Genomic DNA, 17,898 nt, shown 5'->3' on the forward strand with positions numbered 1-17,898 from the left:
ATGGGTTGTTTAATTCGTTTCTTTTAAAAACCATGCTTGTTTATAAGCCATGTTTGGCAGACATGTCTTGAATAAACTTCAAGCCTTTTTCTGCAATGTCCCAGGCGTCGTCATATTCTCTCCAAACGTTTATGGCGTTCGCAAAATCTGGGTCGCTTCTAGAGAAAGCTTCGATGGTTAACCAACCGTCATAATTAATACCTTTTAAAGCCGAAAAGGCGTCGTCGAAAGGAATGTGTCCACTTCCTGGCGTCCCTCTATCGTTTTCAGAAATATGTACATGCTCTAAATGTGGGGCAATGTTATTGATGGCCGTAACATATTTTTTCTCTTCAATATTGCTATGGTGAGTGTCAAACATGGCCCTCACATTTGGGTGATTTACAGAGGTCACCAGTTTGGCCAAATCTGCCATGGTATTCACTAAATAACACTCAAATCTATTTAAGGCTTCTAGTGCCAAAGTCACTCCCGCTTCTTTGGCGTGTTCACCTGCTTTGTGCATATTTTCTGCACTCCATTTAAGCTCATCAGCCGTGGCAGGGCGTCCATAAAAATGAGCATGAGCAGAGTGAAAAGGGCCACAAAGTATCTTAGAACCTAATTCGGCTGTTCTGTCTATTGACCATTTGATTCTGTCTAAACCCTTTGCTCTTATATTGATATCGTCACTAACCGGATTTGCATCAGGGCTTACCACCGTAACACAAGTAACTTCAAGACCAAGCTCCTTTGAGCGATCTCCTACTAGCTTATAATTTTTAATTTCCTCTGCTCCCACAAAATACTCCACCCCGTCATAACCTATGTTTTTTAGGCGTTCTATGATAGGGTATAAGTCTTCCGATACATTCGCAGACCATGCTAGTACGTTAAATCCGATTTTTGTCATTTGCTATTCTTGTTTTAATCTTAAATTTCTATACATCACTTTCATGGGTGGTCCTACATGCACCTGCACCCCTAAAAGTCCTTTTGTTTTCCCGTTTACGGTGTCGTTGTCGGTTACATCACTCATTAAAACACCATTTACATAATGTTGTAATCTATTGCCTTTAATGACCAACCTAAATTCATTCCAGCCTTCGGCGTTAATTTTTGTTTTTAATTCATCAGAATCTCCAACACTACCGGTCACATCTAAGTCGGTCCAAGCATTTTTTTGAACTTTTGCTCTTACTTGCTCATGTGTCATGTCACCATTTTGAGGTCTAATACTCGTAATCTGACCTCTGTAGGCTAGGGTTGCTCTTCCTCTCTCTTCATAGTTTTGGCCCGTATAACGGTTTGCACCGTCAATGTCTGCCTGGTATCCTTTTAATGCAAAAGGAATATCAGAAAGTTGCTCACTTCTATAGTTGATTCCAGAGTTTCCTTTTTCCGTAATATTGAACTCTCCTTTTAATTCAAAATCGCCTGGCTCACCGCCCTTCCAAATTATGAATGAATTTGTTTTTAGCAAAGTCGCAGGGGTTATTTCTCCTACTAAATTTCCATCTTTTACGCTCCAGTAGGTAGGATCGCCATTCCAGCCGTCTAAGTTTTTGCCATTAAATATTTTTTTGAAACCAGCTTCTTTATTTACTGTTGTTTCTTGAGCTGCTTTTGATGCACTATGCGATTGCGTACATGAAACTGTAAAAGAGCCCATTACGACAGTAGCCAGTAGCGTTTTTATGTTTTGATTTAAATTCATTTCGGGTTGTTTGATTGTAAATGATTATTCTATAATAGGTTTTCCTTCATAATTCACATTGATATATGGAACGGTCTCAGTTTCGTCTACCAAATAATTCCATTTCTTAACGTATGCCATTCCTGGAAGAAATTCGTCTTTCTTTTTTTTGAGTTCCTTGCTTAGATTCTTATCCATTTCCTTTTGTAACTTTTGATATTCGGCTTTGCCAATCAAATTATTCATTTGGAAAGGGTCTTCTTCATTGTCAAAAAGGAGCCAAGGTCCTTCCAAATCTCTGGCATAAGTGTATTTACCAGTAAAGAGCCCTCTATATTCTTTGCCTCCTTTTTTTCTGGCCCACTGTCCAAAGGGCTGTGGACAAGAAATTAGCGTTTGCTTTACTTTGTCTTTCTTTTTTCCGCTGAGGACGGACGAAAAATCTATGCCTTCTACAGTTTCTGGAATAGCAATATTTGACAGCCCCAAAAGCGTAGGCATGATGTCTGGCGAATTAATTAAGGTTTCTAAAGTTTTACCTTCTTTCCCAAATGCTTTTGGGTAGTGAATAAGAAAGGGCACTTTAATACTTTCCTGATAGGGCTGCTGCTTTTTATAGAAACCATGAGAGCCGAGTAGGTCGCCGTGGTCAGAGGTGAAAACGATGATGGTGTTTTCTTCCAGATTTAGGTCGATGAGTTTTTGCCACATTTGTCCTATGTAAGTATCTATGGCAGTCATATGTGCATAATAACCTTTAGTGTCCTCAAGCACTTTCTCTCTAAGTTCAGCTGGCACATTGTCTCGAAGGGTTATTTCTTTGTTTTCATACCATTCCTTGAATTCGGCAGGGGCTGTTTCATAAGGAGCATGAGGGCTACCAATGGAAAGCATGAGTAAGAAGGGCTTATCTTTTGAGGTTTGCTTATCTAAATATTTTAATACATCGTCTGTTTGAGCGGCAGCGTCATAGCCATCCCAAAATTTCTTTTGGTCAGAATCTCCAGTATAATAGGCAGAGTTGTTATAATTATGTGTGCATTCCAAGGTTTTCCAATACGCAAATCCTTGCTGGAGAGTAGGGGGAATGTAAGTGTTTCTGCCGTGACCATCCAGGTGCCATTTGCCTATGAATCCCGTGTTGTAATTATGCTTGTTAAATACCTTAGGTAGCGTAATGGCATTGGTGTCTAATAAGACATCATTCATGAAAACGCCATTGGTCAGTGGGTACTGGCCGGTCATAAGAGAAGCCCTGTGCGGAGTGCATACGGGTGTTCCAGATACGGCATTTTTAAGGTTGATACTTTCGGAGGCCAGTCGATCCAAATTAGGCGTAATAACATCCGGATTTCCAGCGTATCCCATGGTCTGGGCTCTCCATTGGTCTACCAGAATATAGAGTATATTAGGAGATTTTGGAGTAGTATCTTGAGCCCGTAATAGGGTTTGAGAAGCCAAGAATAGGAATAATATCAGTTTGGTGTTTTTCATGTCTTAGAACCGGCTAAATAGAAATAAGAAAGATTGGTTCAGATAATTACATATCTGAACCAAATCTAATTTTTAACTAAACATTAACCATTGACCATAGCCTGTCATTCTTAGTATAAAAGGATCTTAGACAACATTTTATGGTCACTAGTTTTACTTGGAAGAGAACATTTTATTTTTTTCGTTTCCACCGGCCATTAAATAGGCTACTAAATCTTTTAATTCATCTTCGTTAAGACTGTTTATCAGTCCTGGGAACATGATAGAAACCTTTGAAGTATTTACAGATACCACATCAGATTTTAACACTTTTTCAATAGACTCTGGAGCAAAAGGATTTTGAGAGACATAGTAAGTAGTCTTGTCTTCGTTGACCAATCTTCCTACTATTGAGTTACCATCTTTTAGTCCGAATTGCGAAGCGGCATATTGATCAGAAACTACTTTGTCGGGCTCTATGATTGATTCCAACATGTCTTTAGTAGAAAACCTAGAACCTAATTGGGTTAAATCTGGTCCAATCATTCCTCCATCACCTCTCATGGTATGACAGCTTTTACAAGTAGTAGCCGCAAACATGGATTTACCTTGTTCAAAGTTTCTGTTTGTCAATCCACTTTCCATGGCTTTTTCCGCACTTTCTATAGTCCAACGTTTTCCTGGCCCCTTTGGATAGGCAACCTCTGTAAGGTCGTTTCCATTTGAGCTTAATTTATCTGCACCAGACATTTTATCGTAATAGGCTATTTTGTCTTCTGGTACATTTTTCAAAGCTAGTTTACGAGCTCTGTCTATGAAACCCACATAACTTCTTCCGCCTTTATAACTGAAAGCTTTATCGAACCATTTGAAGTATGTCTCTCTCATTTTAGGAGTCCAACCGTTTTTAGCCATGCTTAATACGGTAGCGTAATAAGTGTGCTGCATTGGCGGCATGTTTGCTAGCATTTTAGCAATGTCAGAACCATACTGAGGGTTTCTTAAGATTAAATCGCTAGAAGCTGTAGCGGTTTCTTCCATTAAGCTTTCTGTGCCCGGCTCTGTTTTAATTTTCATTAAAGCCAAAGTCTTCTGAACTGCTCCAGGTGCATCTAAGTATAATAATACTTTGCTCAAAGACCTGTTTAATTGAGCTGTTTTGGCTGGGTAGTTAGGGTTTAAGAATGCCACTACTTTTGTTTTCATATCTCCTTCTGGCTCACCCATTCTAAGAAATGCTAGTTCAAAAGCTCTTAATACATCTAACTGCTGAGCTTCATTTAGTGCTTTATAATTAATGCTGGTTAAGGCACTTAATATTTCGTTTTTCTTAGAGCCATCACCCATTCTTATTAATGAAATAAGAGATTGTGTTAAGGCCACAGGATTTTTCTCCGTAAGAGCTTTTGACTGCCATTCTGAAACAGGCTGATGCTCTAGAGCTAATCTTGCCGCATATCTAATGAATCTGTCAGGGTTACTAAGTTCTGGCCAAGCAGCTTTTACAGCGTTTTTGTTTGGACCACCCGTATGGAATTTCTCTAAATCTCTTCTAAGTTGGTTTTCGGCATTGATAGGTTTTGCGGCTACTGAAGCAGTGCTTTCGTTCCCTACATATGCTACTCTATAAAGGTCTGATTCTAATCTACGACCACCCGTTAAGAAATAAAGAGCTCCGTCAGGGCCAATGGCTCCATCTGTTAATGGAAGCGGAATCCCTGACAAAAATTCTTCTCTGTCTGCCGAATAGGAAGAGCCATCTGGTTTTAAATGAATGGCATGGATAATTCCAAAACTCCAGTCGAAAGCCAACAGTGAGCTTCTATATTTAGCAGGAAATTTAGCATCTTTTAAATGCAAAAGGTTGGTAGGAGAGCCCTGTCCAATGTTTAAAACTGCTGGTAAGTTGTCTGGGAAAGAAGGAGCCCATTTACTGTTTCCTGTTCTCCAGCCATATTCACTTGCACTGGTCGCATGATTAATACGGGTAGGGCGGTACCAAGGCTGTCCAAAATCCCACTCCATATCAGCATCATAGACAAATAAATCGCCTACTTCGTTGAACGCCAAGTCAAATGCATTTCTATATCCTGCACTTACCAATTCCCACTTTTTTCCTTCTGGGTCAAGGTTTGCAATCCATCCTCCAGGTGCCATGCGGTCATTGGCGTGTCCTCTTGGGTCTTTAATTAATGGGAAAAGGTTGTCTTCTTGCCAGTTTGAAGGTAATCGGTAAGCGTCCATTGCTGGTACGTCTGTATGGTTTCCTGCAATTACATATAGCGATTTTCCATCTGGAGAAAGTACAATACTGTGTGGTCCGTGCTCACCTTGACCTACTAGTTCTTTAATGAGCGTAATTTTGTCAAAATGGTCGTCATTGTCTGTATCTTGAAGCCTGTATAGGCCACTAGAACGCGGAAATTCTTTGTTGTTTTTTCCGTTATTGATCATGACATAAAGGCTATTGAATGCATAAAGCAAACCGTTGGCATAACCCATGCCTACTTCATCTACATTGGCACCGGTTCCAACTTTTATTTTCTCTACTTCTGGTTTTGAAGTTGGGCTGCCAATAGGTGGTATTTTTAATCTGTAAAGTGAGCCATATTGGTCAGAAGTGATCATTCTACCTTTGTCGTCAAAGGTCATAGCCACCCACGAACCCATTTCTGCGTCTGATGGGCTAAATAGGTGTTCGGCTTTAAAGCCCTCGGTTAGTCTAAGCTTTTTAATCTTAGGGTTTTCATTGTCCATGGAGGGAAGTACCTGACTTTTAAGAAAGGTAAATGAGTTTGCGATAACTATCGCCGATGCCCCAATTAACAAGAGAATACTTCGGTTTTTTAGTGTCATTGTTTGCCTTGGTTGAATTTTAATTTATACTGCACAAGATAAAGAATAAATTCTCTCTTGTGCAGTATTTTCGTCTACTGAATACTAGAAGTGAGGAGACAATGAAGCCTCATCTGCTGGCATTCCATAAAACAATGAAATATTAGTGAAAGAGTTACTTCTTGGAACTGCTCCAGCTGGATAATAATAAGCTAACGGATTAGCTTTGATTCTGTTTCCGTAAGCGGTGATAACTTCTACAGCTCTTCCAGTTCTAACCAAATCAAACCAACGCTTATTCTCAAAAGCTAGCTCCACTCTTCTTTCTTTATAAACAGCTGTTCTTAAATCTGCTTGCGTACTTGCCGTTGTATTTGCAAGTCCTGCTCTAGAACGTACCATGTTTAAGTATTGAGCTGCTTGAGCTGTTTTTCCTTGCTCCGCAGAAGCTTCAGCTAAGAATAATAATACTTCAGAATAACGATAGATTGGCCAGTTAGTACCTGTGTTATTATGAAGGCTATGCTTTTTAGCATACTTCTTAATGTATGGGTATTCTTTATTGGCTCTTAAGCTACCGCCTAAAGTCACATAGGCTATAGATTCATCTTTTCTCAGATCTCCAGCCTCATAAGCCGCAATAATGTCTGGTGTAGGAATGTTGTTTCCTTCTCCACTTACTGGCTGTGCATTAGAAGTTCCAGTTATGGGTGCAAGTTCCACTGGGCTAATTGGGCGTGGCAGGAAATTATAAATGAAGTTGCCATTTAAACCTGCGGAACCCTCTAAGAATTGAACTTCAAATACTGATTCAGCATTGTTTTTGTTGCTGCTGTTGCCAGAAAAGGCTTCTCCATAAGTAGGCATTAGTGAATAAGAACCACTATTTACCACTTCCATAAGCAAAGCTTCTGCTTCCGCCCATTTCTTTTGAACGATGTATACGTTTGCAAGTAAAGTTTTGGCAGCTCCAGAAGTAACTCTACCGGGCTCTTGGTTTGCTTTAGATTTAAGGCCAGAGGCAGCTGCAGTAGCATCAGATATAATTTGAGCATAAATTTGAGCTTCTTCTGCCAAAGGCAATGCAGCACCTTGTCTGTCTGTCACTGGCTCTAAGTGCAAAGGCACTTTACCGAAGTATCTTACCAATTCAAAATAAGCATAAGCTCTTAGGAATTGTGCTTGACCTTTAAGATTGGCCTTTACAGTGGCATCAAAATTCACACCATCTATTTGAGTAAGAATTTGATTGGCTCTTGCTATTATTTGATAATCAAGTCTATACTGATTCAACACATGCGTGTTTGAAGTAACACCATTTGCAGTAGGTATAGAAAAATCTGCGATATCCTCTTGCTGTTCGGTAGCTCCAAACAGAATGTTTCTTGCATAATAGGTATTATCAGAGTGCATTTCTCCAAGTAACCAAGCTCTGTCATTTACAATATTACGTAAGGGTACGTAAGTAGCATTAACGGCTTGTTCAAAATCTGCCTGCTTCGTAAAGAAGGTGGCAGAACTCAGGGCGGTAGCAGGTACTAGACTTAGAAAATCTTCCTTACAGCTAGTCTGTGTAAATGCTACTAGTAATATTAGAATGATAGTTTTTTTCATTTTACAATAGATTTAGTGTTTTTAAAAGTTTAGGTTAATTCCTAAAGTGAAAGTACGTGGCACTGGATAGTTTGAAAGGTCAACACCAGGACTTAGGTTTCCACCATCTCCCTGACCATTACTCTGTGCACTTGTTTCAGGGTTAGGACCTCCCCAATACTTTGTGAATACAAACGCCTGCTGAACGGAAGTATAAATTCTAGCAGAGTTAAACACTTTGTTTTTCTTATTGATAGTATAACCTAAAGTGATGTTTTTGATAGTGAAGTAAGAAGCATCCGCAATGAAACGGCTATTCATCCAGTCTCTTTCAATACCCGTTACGTTTCCACCACCTACGGTAGTTCCGTAGAATCCTTTACCAGGATTATCCACAGAACGGAAACGATACTGAACTTCCTTCACCATGTTAAAGACACCGTCTAAGTTGGCGGTACTATAAAGGTGACGCACTAATAGTTGGTTTCCTTGAGAACCTGAACCTACGATGCTCATATCCCAATCGCCGAAACGGAAGTTGTTAGTAATACCATAGGTAAAGGATGGGAATGGATTACCCATGATAACTCTATCGTCAAAATTGCCACCATTGGTAATGATACCATCACCATTTTGGTCCGTTAATTTGATACTACCTACGGTAGATCTTCCCGGCACTTGAGGAGAGCTATCTAAATCTGCTTGATTCAAGTAAACACCTTGAGCTATATGACCATAAAATTGACCAAATGGTTGTCCTACTTGTGTAATATGGAATGTACCATACACTCTGTCGATGCCATCAGCCAAAGACATTACTTTGTTTCTGTTTACAGAAAGATTGAAGTTAGTATTCCAAGATAACTTCTTAGATGGATTTAAGTTTTTGGTATTAATAGAAAACTCATGTCCCCAGAATTTAATTTCACCAATGTTGTCATTGAAATTACTGAATCCAGACTCCTGAGGAATTTGAACACTGTACAAAAGATTAGTGGTACGCTTAGTGTAGAAATCATAGATAAATTGGATTCTATCATTAAACAAACCTAAATCTAAACCTAAGTCAAACTGCTTGGTGGTTTCCCAACCCAAGTTACTATTTGCAAGAGAGGTTACCACTGCTCCTGGAGCTACTGTGCTTCCAAATACACCATTTACGGTGTTGTTAATAAGTGCATAGGATGTATAGTTACCTATATTGTTATTTCCAATAATACCATAACTCGTTCTTATTTTAGCAAATGATAATTGCTCCACATCTGCAAGGAAAGGCTCATCAGACATTACCCATCCGGCAGAAACTGATGGGAATGTACCCCAACGGTTTTCAGAACCGAATCTAGAAGAACCATCACGACGAACAGAAGCAGTAAATAAGTATTTGCCTTTATAGTTATACGTCAATCTTGAAAGTAAAGACGTTAAGCTCCATTCATTTACGCCGTTGAAAGTACCACCTCTGTTAATGTTGATGGCTCCTTGGATGGTTGGAAGGCGATCGTCCGAATAAGTGTCAGCTTGCACTCTAGTGCTTTCTTCTGTGAACTTCTGATTTGTGAAACCACCTAGTAGTTCAAAGTTATGGTCGTTATAACTCTTTGTATAAGTGGCTAAATTCTCATTCAACCAGCTTAAGCTTTCTACGTTTTGACGAATAGATTCTGCCGTCGTTGGAATTGGAACGTTGATTCGACTCGTGGCAGTAGACGGATTGAAGAAGAAGAATTTAGACCTTAACATCTCCACATTGAACGTAGATTTCAAAACAAGATTTTTTATCGGCTCGTATTGTAAGTAAGCGTTAGATAACAAATTGGTCGTAGTCGTTTCGTTTGTTAATTCATCCGCTGCTCTTACCCAGTTGGCATAGTCAAAGATGTTTCCAGTACTTCCAGGAAATTTGTTAGAAAGCGTTAGCTCACCTTTGTCGTCATAAATAGGCATAACTGGCCAAGTATGAAGTGCGTTGAACAAAATACCTGTACCTCTATCTCCATCTGTTCTAGGGGTATTATCATACACATACTGAGGAGCAATGTTAAAACCAATTTTTACTCTATCAGAAACATCAAACTCTGAGTTTATTCTTAAAGAGTATCTCTGGTATTTGTTATTAATAACTACACCGTCTTGATTAAAAACACCAGCTACTACCGCCGTTTTAGAATCTGCTTTGTTTGAAGTTACGTTAAGCGTGTAACTCTGCAATGGGGCATTTCTAAGAAGAGCATCGTACCAATCATTGTTTTTTCCTCTGTAATCTGCTGGGTTTTGGAATTCAACAGGAACTGGCTGACCAGCATCTGTGTAGTATTCTTTTTTAAACTGAGCAAATTCTTCTGCATTCATCATCTCAATTCTACCTTTCTCCGGAACGGTCTGAATACCCGTGTAAGCATTGAAGCTCACATGAGTCCCTGCAGAACCTTTCTTAGTGGTGATAAGCACTACACCGTTTGCCGCTCTAGAACCATAAAGAGAAGTAGACGCCGCATCTTTAAGGATGGTGATTTCTTCAATTTCATCAGGGTTTAAAGAGCCGATGTTTCCTGTGATAGGAAAACCATCAATAACGTAAAGAGGGTCACTTCCTGCAGAAACAGAAACCTGGCCTCTAATTCTGATGTTCATTCCTTGACCAGGCTTTCCTGTAGTTTGGTTAATCTGAACACCAGCAAGTTGCCCTTGAAGTTTCTGACCAACCTGAGAAACGGGCAAGTCTTTAAGTTCTTTGTAGCCAACGGTTTGAACCGCTCCAGTTACCTCTCTTTTTAACTGGCTACCATAACCCACTACTACGACCTCGCTTAAAAGTTTGTCGTCAACGTCTAGCGAAACATTAATTGTTTTTTGGTTTTGAACAGTTACTTCTTTGTTTAAGTAACCCACAAAACTGAATACTAAAGTAGAAGAAGTTGGAGCATCAATTTTGTATTTACCATCGATATCCGTAGAGGTACCTTTGGTAGTTCCTTTAATACTGACACTTACCGCAATCATGGGACTTCCGCTTTCATCTATTACAGTTCCCTGTATTTGTGAAAACGCAGAAGAGCAGCATCCAAGGAAAAGGAAAAGGAGAATCCCCGATTCCTTCATCCACTGCTTTTTTAGAGTAGTTTTTAATTTCATAGTACAATAGTTTAGGATTGAATAGTATATATATATAAAAAGAAATATTTATTCCTCTTTAAGTCCCAAATGTATTTCTATGAAGAGTTCAGACCGTCATATACTGTCTTAATAGCTGTCTTATACTGTCTGGTGCCTGTTGTTTTCGTCTATACAAAAAAAAGTAATGTCGTTGTATTGATTTGTTTCGTTGTTGGATATTTAAATAGTAGGACTATTCTTCCAAAATGTATTCATAAATAATGACAAAAAGGCGTCTTATGTCCTGTTAGTCAGGAGGATAGTGGGAAATGTCATTTATAACATTTCTTATTTAGCTGCGTTTTTCTAAAAACGGATGTCTTTAGCAGCGGCTGGTGGAATTGCTTTTAGGGATTGAATAGGGATAAAAAGCGGATTCGATGATTAACTCGACGCTCTTAATCGAATGGTAAAGGGGTTTTCGAAATGTTCTTTTTTGTTGTTGAGTATAAGCTCTGCTGCTTTTTCGCCCATTCCAGCGAAATCAGTTGAAATGGTAGTGATGCCGTTAAGAATGAATTTTTTAAGCGGTGTTTCATTGTATGAAATGATACCAATGTCTTTGCCTAAAATCAAACCAGAGTCGGGGATCATGTCTAAAAGTTTGACGAGGTCGTCTTCCATGACATTGATATAAAGCTCTCCGGGTCTTATTTTACTTTTTCTGATGTCGTTTATGATTTTGTAATTAAACTCATAGCTATTGCAAAAATTAATGAAACCTTCCATAATGTCTTTCGGATAGTAGGAGTTCTCTGGAAAAATAAGCACCATTCTGTTGTACTTTTTCAATGTTTCCCAAGCTTCGCCAAGGGCTCCAAAAATATCAGTTTCAAAGGGCTGATAAACAGCCGCAAATTTTCCTGTAATACCTTGAAGCATTTTGTCCAATATGACCAACTGGTCTTTAGGTAACTTGTTAATTACTTTAAGAGCCAGCTCGTCCCCTTCAATAAAGTTTGGAATAATAACGTAATGCGAATACCCTTTCCTGTTGTTTTCTAGAATCTGACAAAACTGTGTGGCGTCATTATTATAGATATAAAATTCTATAGCCGCACGGTTTCCTAATTTTGATACCAGTCCATCATACAATTGTTTCTTATGAGCACTTAGTTTATTGAAAAGCAATAAGATTTTAAGGTCTTGCTCCACTTGGTCATTAATGACAAAAAAACCTTTACCCGGGTGGGCGGCTATAAAGTTCCTTTTTCGGAGTTCGTTATAACCTTTCTCCACCGTAATTCTAGAAATTTCAAAGCCGTAGCTCACCTCATTGATGGAAGGTAGCGTATCGCCTTTTTTTAATCGACCAAATCGTATACTCTCCAGAATACTGTTGACCAGTTGCTGATATTTTGGCGTAGCGGAGAATTCGTTGATACTTATGATTTTGATACTCATCTTTTTTCTTTCAATAGGTTTAGCTTAATGCCCAATGCATTATACAAGGTTTGCTATGTCTTTCAAAAGAAATAGCAAACGAAACGGTTTAATTTTGATTGATTTCAAAGGAATAGGCAAAAATAAAGCACACTAGCGAAACTAGCGTGCTTTACGATGTTAGTGTTAGACAGTTACTACGCCAATACTTTTAAAGCAGCTTCGTAGTTTGGCTCCTGTGCTATTTCAGGAACTTGCTCTGTATAGATCACTTTATGGTTTTCGTCTAGTACTATAACTACTCTACTGTTGAAATCTTTTAATGGACCATCTACTATTTGAAGGCCATAATCTTTACCGAAACTTCCATTTGCAAGGTCAGAGAGTGTTTCCACGTTTTCGATGCCTTCTGCTCCACAAAAACGACCTTGAGCCATTGGCGTATCTCTAGAAATACAAAGTATTTTAGTGTTTTTAAGGTCAGCAGCCACTTTGTTAAACTCTCTTACAGAAGTACCACATATACCCGTATCTAAACTTGGGAATACATTTAATACGACTCTAGAACCTTTATATTTATCAAGATTAGTTCTTGACATATCCTGAGCTATTAATTCAAAGTTTTTTGCCTGTTCGCCTATTTGGGGTAAGTTGCCATTGGTATGTATAGGATTTCCTTTTAATGTTATTTCAGCCATTTTTATTGATTGGTTTTATATTTTTCTTAAAACACAGATACGACAGTTGCGAGTTCGAAGTTTCTGAAAAGTTCTTTAATTTTTAAAGGAATTACTTTTTCTTTTTTGCCTTCTTTAGCTTCTCTTTATTCTTTTTCTTATGGTGTTTGGCACTAAGCTCTTCCGCCATCTGCATTTCTTTTTGAATGTCTTTCCAGGTGGTATTGGACTCATTTTTAGTAAAGTCTAACGTCTCTTTGTATTCGTCTTTTGCCAGCTTAATAACCTCAATCGGGCCACCAAGATACGCTTCTATTTCAGTAAGATATTTCATTTCTTCTGTTGCACAAAAAGCTACCGCTTGGCCTTTATTCATGCCTCTTCCTGTTCTTCCTACTCTGTGAACGTAGTTTTCTGCTACATCTGGCAGATCATAATTAATAACCAAATCCACATTAGGAATGTCAATACCTCTGGCACTGACATCTGTCGCTATCAAGACTTTATTGTCTCCTTTATGGAAATGGTGCATCACATCTTTACGCTCGCTGTGTTCTTTGCCACTATGAATGGTTTCTGAAGCCAGTCCTACTCTTTCCATGGCGAGCATGACCCTTTCCGCTCGTACTTTCGTTCTAACAAAGACAATCATCTTTTTCTCCGGATTTTCTTTGATGATTCGCTCTAGGAAAAAGCGTTTGTCGTCCATTTCTACCATCATTAGCGAATGAACAATATTTTTAGAAACAGGGTCTTTAGGCGAAACCTGAATCCTTATGGCATTTCTAACCAGCGAGTAAGCCAGTTTTTTGATTTTCTCGTTGATGGTGGCTGAGAAAAAGAGGGTTTGCCTATTTAAAGGAAGGAATCGAATGACATCTCTAATGTCATCTATAAAACCTAAATCCAACATGTGATCGGCTTCATCCAAAACCAATATGTCCACAGTGCTCAAATCTAAATGTCCTTGACTTCTTAAGTCGAACATTCTTCCTGGCGTGGTGACCAAAATATCTATCCCAGAAGTCAGTTTTTCAATCTGAGGTGCTTGGTCTGTACCGCCAAAAAGGGCAAAAGTCTTTATTCTTGAATATTTCCCTATGCTTTGAAAAACTTGGTTTATCTGAATGGCAAGCTCATGGGTAGGAGCCATTACCAAACATTTGATACCCTTCGTTTTAGATCTCTTTTTTCTTTCGTTAATCAGATGGATGATAGGAATAGCGAAAGCCGCAGTTTTACCAGTTCCGGTCTGAGCTATAGCTAGCACATCTTCTCCTTTTAAAATAGGAGGTATGGCCTTATACTGGATGTCGGTAGGTTTTTTGAAATCTAGCTGCTCAAGGCTCTTCTTGATTTCATCGGATATATTATATTGGGAGAATTTCATTTGTTTGCTTTCAGAAGTATGGTTAACCCTATTAAAGTTAATGCCAGATGTTTAGTGTAAAATTAAAAATCACGTTCATCTGGCATCAAATGTTTCACCCAACTAGGCACGGCTTAACCTTAAACGAACAAAGTTAAGGCTTTTACCCATTTTTGGTACGCTTCTTCAAAAGCATCTTTTTGCTTGGCCTTAGGTTCTATAGTTTTTAGAAGTGTAAGTCCCTCCATAGTTTCTGAAAGCGAGTTAAAAATGCCAGCTCCAAAACCCCCACCTAAAGCAGCACCTTTGGAACCGTCGGTGTCATAAAGTTCTACGGGCGTCTGTGTGGCGTTTACCAGTGTTTCAGAGAATACGTCACTTAAAAACATATTGGCTTGGCCGGCACGAATCACTTTTGGGTCTACACCATTTGCTTGCATCATATCAAAACCATATTTTAATGAGAAAGCAATTCCTTCTTGCGACGCTCTGTAAATATGGGCATCGGTATGGTGGTTAAAATCCAAGTTGACAAACTGTGCACCCACTTGTTTGTTCTCTAACATCCTTTCTGCACCGTTTCCAAAAGGCAATACTGAAAGTCCATTTGAGCCAATGGCTACTTTGGAAGCTGCTGCATTCATTTCTGGATAGTCAAGTCCTTTGGCTATGTTATGCTTTACCCACGAGTTCAGAATTCCTGTTCCATTGATACATAAAAGAATCCCAATTCTTGTTTGGTCGTCAAGCTGATGGTTAACGTGTGCAAAAGAATTTATTCTAGACTTAGGGTCATGAGAGACTTGGTCGCTCACGGCATAAACCACTCCCGATGTACCTGCGGTAGCCGCTATTTCGCCAGGGTTGACTACGTTTAATGACAAAGCATTGTTTGGCTGGTCTCCTGCTTTATAGGCCACAGGAATACCTACGGGTAAACCCAAACGCCCCGCAATTTGAGAGGTAACCTCACCATGATTAGAGAATACCGGTTTTATAGCGGGAATTAAATCCATGCTAAAGCCATAGGCATTCATAATATCCTCAGAGACTTTGTTGTCACAAAAGTCCCAAAATACGCCTTCTGATAATCCTGAGTTAGAGGTGGTGATTTCGTCGGTGAGCATCATACCAATATAATCACCCGGCAGCATCATTTTATAGCATTGCTCGTAAATAGCCGGTTCGTTCTCTTTAACCCAAGCTAGTTTTGACGCCGTAAAGTTTCCCGGTGAATTAAGAAGATGGTTAAGTGCTTTTTCTGCTCCAATTTTCTGAAAAGCTTTTTCTCCAACTTCTACGGCACGGCTGTCGCACCAAATAATAGACGGGCGTAACACTTTCTTGTTTTTATCTATGATAACAAGACCATGCATTTGATAGGAAATTCCGATAGATGCTATTTCAGATGGATTAAATTTTCCTGAGGCAATAACCCTTTCAATGGCTTTTTGACTATTCTCCCACCACATTTCAGGATCTTGCTCCGCCCAACCTGCCTTAGGAGAAGAGATTGGTGTTTCTGAATCTGGGTATTGAGCAGATGCCACCACTTTTTTTGTGTTGGCGTCTACCACGGAAGCTTTGATAGAAGAGGTGCCTATATCTAATCCTAATAAATACATATTTCTTTTGAATTAACAGGTTTGAATCCCAAAGCTAAGAATAAAGTGGAATATTTTAATTGTCAATAATACACTTAATTTGAGTAAAGCTTATTATAATCAATTAAAAGCCCCTATAGGGTGGTATTTTCATAGTAATTTTATGTTAAAAGTTTTGAAACCCCAGAGGGGTGACATGTTATTGTTGGCGATTTATTTAGGACGAATAAAATTTCGCTCCGCTAGAGCTTGTTATTAACGTTAATGACTCTAACCCTTACTGTATCGTTGAAAACATCTAGAATAATAATGTTATTTTTATTTCATGGCTAACACATACACACAATTATACTTCCATATCATTTTTGCTGTAAAAGGAAGAAAAAGCTTAATTCAATCTTCATGGAAACAAGAGCAAATGAAAGATATCTCGGGTATTTTTTCTAACAAGCATCATTAGTTAATAATTATTAACGGCATGCCAGACTATATTCACATTCTTCTTTTAACCTAGGCCAATGTAAATCTATCTGACCTTATTAGAGATATTAAAGCAAATTCCTCTAAATGGATAAATGAAAAACTATTGGTAAAAGGTAAGTTTGAATGGTAAGCTGGCTTTTGGGCTTTTACTATTGGTCAATCTCAACTACCTACAAATATTAATTATATAAAGAATCAAGAAGAGCATCATAGCAAGAAATCATTTAAAGAGGAATATATTCAATTTTTAAAGGCTCATGAGATCGACTATAAAGATGCCTATTTGTTTGAAGGGATTTAACCAATAGCGAGCATATTGAAAATTTCAAAAAAAATACCCTTGAATTTTACTTTCAAAGGCATTCTTATCATGCTTGCTTTTGTCCTAATTCGGAAACATACGCTTATCAATTCCCGGCAGTATCTTCAATGCATTTTTATAATACAATTTCTTCAAAACCTCATCTGAAAGACCAATTCCATACATTGGCCAGAAGGCGTGGTATTTTTTATGATATTCAAAATATTCATCTTTAGTTTCTAAAACACGGAAATACGTTTCGTATTCCTCCGGTTTCCAAGAGTCTTTTCCAAAAAGAACTCTGTCTTGCCATTTTGTGAAAAAGCTATTGGCAGCTCTAGGCTGACGACCAAGTTCTGCTATTACAGCTCCTATTTCCACATAAGTATTTGGGAGAGCTAACATTAAGCTGTCTAGTTTTTGAAGGTCATTGGCGTACCAACCCATGTGAGCATTGATAAACGTGGTGTTTGGATGCTTTGCAAAAACGTCATGTTGTTGCTCAATAAGTTCTTCAAAAGAATAATCACCTTTCTCTGTATTTCTTGCTCTACGAGGATGTGTTTTGAGCTCTAACCATCTTTCATTGTATCTGTTTAGTGGATTCCAGAAAGAAGCAGGTTCGGCGGTATGAATCAAAACAGGTATACCCAGTTTACCCGCCATTTCCCATACAGGATCAATACGTTTATCATTAACAGCCACTACAGAACCATCGGCATTGGTTACATTAAAGCCTAAGCTTTTAAAAATTTTTAATCCACCAGCTCCACGAAGCTTGACATCCTCTTCTAACAATTTTACGGCCCTTTCTGTCCAGCCAGGTTCGCTAATGCCATTGAAATCTATATTAGTGAAAATGATAAATCGCTCTGGGTAATTGTCATTAACTGCTTTTACATAGCCTTCTAAGATCTTTGTAGATTCATTAATGTCTCTGGACCAACCTCTTCCGCTTAGGTTAATCATCACCTTCATATTAAGGCTATCCATGTCATGTACGATGTCGTCCAGTTTAGCTTTGGTGTCCATGCCATACTGATGATTATGGATATCTATAAAAGGAAATTTGGCCGTAGTGGGTACATGATGCTCCACCACTAAGGTCGACTTTGGGGTATATTCTTCAAAAGATATTTCTCCATTGGCTCCTTCACCTATGGCAATCTGCTGGCTAAAAGAAGCGGAAGAAATTAAGAGACCTAGTCCTAGAAGAAATTTACTTTTAATCATAAAAGGTTTTTAATTGAATTGTTATAAAGGTAACATTCGCTTTACGTTCATTGCATTGTTAAAAGGAAGATTATACTTCAAACTGTTTCAAAAGGCAAATTTTATAGTCCAAAGGG

11 protein-coding genes and 1 pseudogene are annotated in these 17,898 nt (G+C 38.6%); 1 reads left to right on the plus strand and 11 read right to left on the minus strand.

Annotated features, from left to right (window positions below; translation table 11 throughout):
- Positions 1 to 40 precede the first annotated feature (40 nt).
- From ACTBZY_RS12935 to ACTBZY_RS12980, 10 genes are all read right to left on the minus strand, one after another.
- Positions 41 to 892: a sugar phosphate isomerase/epimerase family protein gene (locus ACTBZY_RS12935; protein WP_463046752.1), complete on the minus strand. Its 852-nt coding sequence runs from the start codon at positions 890 to 892 to the stop codon at positions 41 to 43.
- A gap of 3 nt (positions 893 to 895) precedes the next feature.
- On the minus strand, positions 896 to 1,696 hold the full coding sequence (locus tag ACTBZY_RS12940) for a 3-keto-disaccharide hydrolase (RefSeq protein ID WP_463046753.1): 801 nt from the start codon (positions 1,694 to 1,696) through the stop codon (positions 896 to 898).
- 24 nt (positions 1,697 to 1,720) lie between these two features.
- Complete coding sequence (locus ACTBZY_RS12945; protein ID WP_463046754.1) at positions 1,721 to 3,169, minus strand: sulfatase family protein; 1,449 nt, start codon at positions 3,167 to 3,169, stop codon at positions 1,721 to 1,723.
- A 153-nt stretch (positions 3,170 to 3,322) separates the two neighbouring features.
- On the minus strand, positions 3,323 to 6,004 hold the full coding sequence (locus ACTBZY_RS12950) for a c-type cytochrome (RefSeq protein ID WP_463046755.1): 2,682 nt from the start codon (positions 6,002 to 6,004) through the stop codon (positions 3,323 to 3,325).
- Between the two features lie 84 nt (positions 6,005 to 6,088).
- A complete protein-coding gene (locus ACTBZY_RS12955) occupies positions 6,089 to 7,597 on the minus strand; it encodes a RagB/SusD family nutrient uptake outer membrane protein (RefSeq protein WP_463046756.1) in 1,509 nt (502 codons plus the stop codon).
- A gap of 21 nt (positions 7,598 to 7,618) precedes the next feature.
- Positions 7,619 to 10,711 carry a SusC/RagA family TonB-linked outer membrane protein gene (locus ACTBZY_RS12960; protein WP_463046757.1) on the minus strand — a complete coding sequence of 1,031 codons (3,093 nt, stop codon included), beginning with the start codon at positions 10,709 to 10,711 and terminating at the stop codon, positions 7,619 to 7,621.
- A gap of 405 nt (positions 10,712 to 11,116) precedes the next feature.
- Positions 11,117 to 12,136 (minus strand): winged helix-turn-helix domain-containing protein, encoded by a 1,020-nt coding sequence (locus ACTBZY_RS12965; RefSeq protein WP_463046758.1) that lies wholly within the window; start codon positions 12,134 to 12,136, stop codon positions 11,117 to 11,119.
- A gap of 176 nt (positions 12,137 to 12,312) precedes the next feature.
- Positions 12,313 to 12,813 carry a thiol peroxidase gene (gene tpx / locus ACTBZY_RS12970; protein WP_463046759.1) on the minus strand — a complete coding sequence of 167 codons (501 nt, stop codon included), beginning with the start codon at positions 12,811 to 12,813 and terminating at the stop codon, positions 12,313 to 12,315.
- Between the two features lie 91 nt (positions 12,814 to 12,904).
- The gene (locus tag ACTBZY_RS12975) at positions 12,905 to 14,182 is read right to left on the minus strand and encodes a DEAD/DEAH box helicase (RefSeq protein WP_463046760.1); all 1,278 of its coding nucleotides are present in this window, start codon (positions 14,180 to 14,182) and stop codon (positions 12,905 to 12,907) included.
- A 119-nt stretch (positions 14,183 to 14,301) separates the two neighbouring features.
- Positions 14,302 to 15,786 (minus strand): xylulokinase, encoded by a 1,485-nt coding sequence (locus ACTBZY_RS12980; RefSeq protein ID WP_463046761.1) that lies wholly within the window; start codon positions 15,784 to 15,786, stop codon positions 14,302 to 14,304.
- 304 nt (positions 15,787 to 16,090) lie between these two features.
- Between ACTBZY_RS12980 and ACTBZY_RS12985 the strand changes: the two are divergent.
- Positions 16,091 to 16,549, plus strand: a pseudogene (locus ACTBZY_RS12985) (transposase).
- Positions 16,550 to 16,633: 84 nt separating this feature from the next.
- Here ACTBZY_RS12985 and ACTBZY_RS12990 read toward each other — a convergent pair.
- Positions 16,634 to 17,782: an amidohydrolase family protein gene (locus ACTBZY_RS12990; protein WP_463046762.1), complete on the minus strand. Its 1,149-nt coding sequence runs from the start codon at positions 17,780 to 17,782 to the stop codon at positions 16,634 to 16,636.
- Positions 17,783 to 17,898 lie beyond the last annotated feature (116 nt).

This window comes from Arcticibacterium sp. (genome assembly GCF_055134445.1).

What these genes read in the sequence shown, in the direction of transcription:
- ACTBZY_RS12965 (WP_463046758.1), bottom strand. Translation starts at nt 12,136, where the DNA reads ATGAGTATCAAAATCATAAGTATCAACGAATTCTCCGCTACGCCAAAA.
- ACTBZY_RS12945 (WP_463046754.1), bottom strand. Translation starts at nt 3,169, where the DNA reads ATGAAAAACACCAAACTGATATTATTCCTATTCTTGGCTTCTCAAACC.
- tpx (WP_463046759.1), bottom strand. Translation starts at nt 12,813, where the DNA reads ATGGCTGAAATAACATTAAAAGGAAATCCTATACATACCAATGGCAAC.
- ACTBZY_RS12935 (WP_463046752.1), bottom strand. Translation starts at nt 892, where the DNA reads ATGACAAAAATCGGATTTAACGTACTAGCATGGTCTGCGAATGTATCG.
- ACTBZY_RS12990 (WP_463046762.1), bottom strand. Translation starts at nt 17,782, where the DNA reads ATGATTAAAAGTAAATTTCTTCTAGGACTAGGTCTCTTAATTTCTTCC.
- ACTBZY_RS12950 (WP_463046755.1), bottom strand. Translation starts at nt 6,004, where the DNA reads ATGACACTAAAAAACCGAAGTATTCTCTTGTTAATTGGGGCATCGGCG.
- ACTBZY_RS12955 (WP_463046756.1), bottom strand. Translation starts at nt 7,597, where the DNA reads ATGAAAAAAACTATCATTCTAATATTACTAGTAGCATTTACACAGACT.
- ACTBZY_RS12960 (WP_463046757.1), bottom strand. Translation starts at nt 10,711, where the DNA reads ATGAAATTAAAAACTACTCTAAAAAAGCAGTGGATGAAGGAATCGGGG.
- ACTBZY_RS12980 (WP_463046761.1), bottom strand. Translation starts at nt 15,786, where the DNA reads ATGTATTTATTAGGATTAGATATAGGCACCTCTTCTATCAAAGCTTCC.
- ACTBZY_RS12940 (WP_463046753.1), bottom strand. Translation starts at nt 1,696, where the DNA reads ATGAATTTAAATCAAAACATAAAAACGCTACTGGCTACTGTCGTAATG.
- ACTBZY_RS12975 (WP_463046760.1), bottom strand. Translation starts at nt 14,182, where the DNA reads ATGAAATTCTCCCAATATAATATATCCGATGAAATCAAGAAGAGCCTT.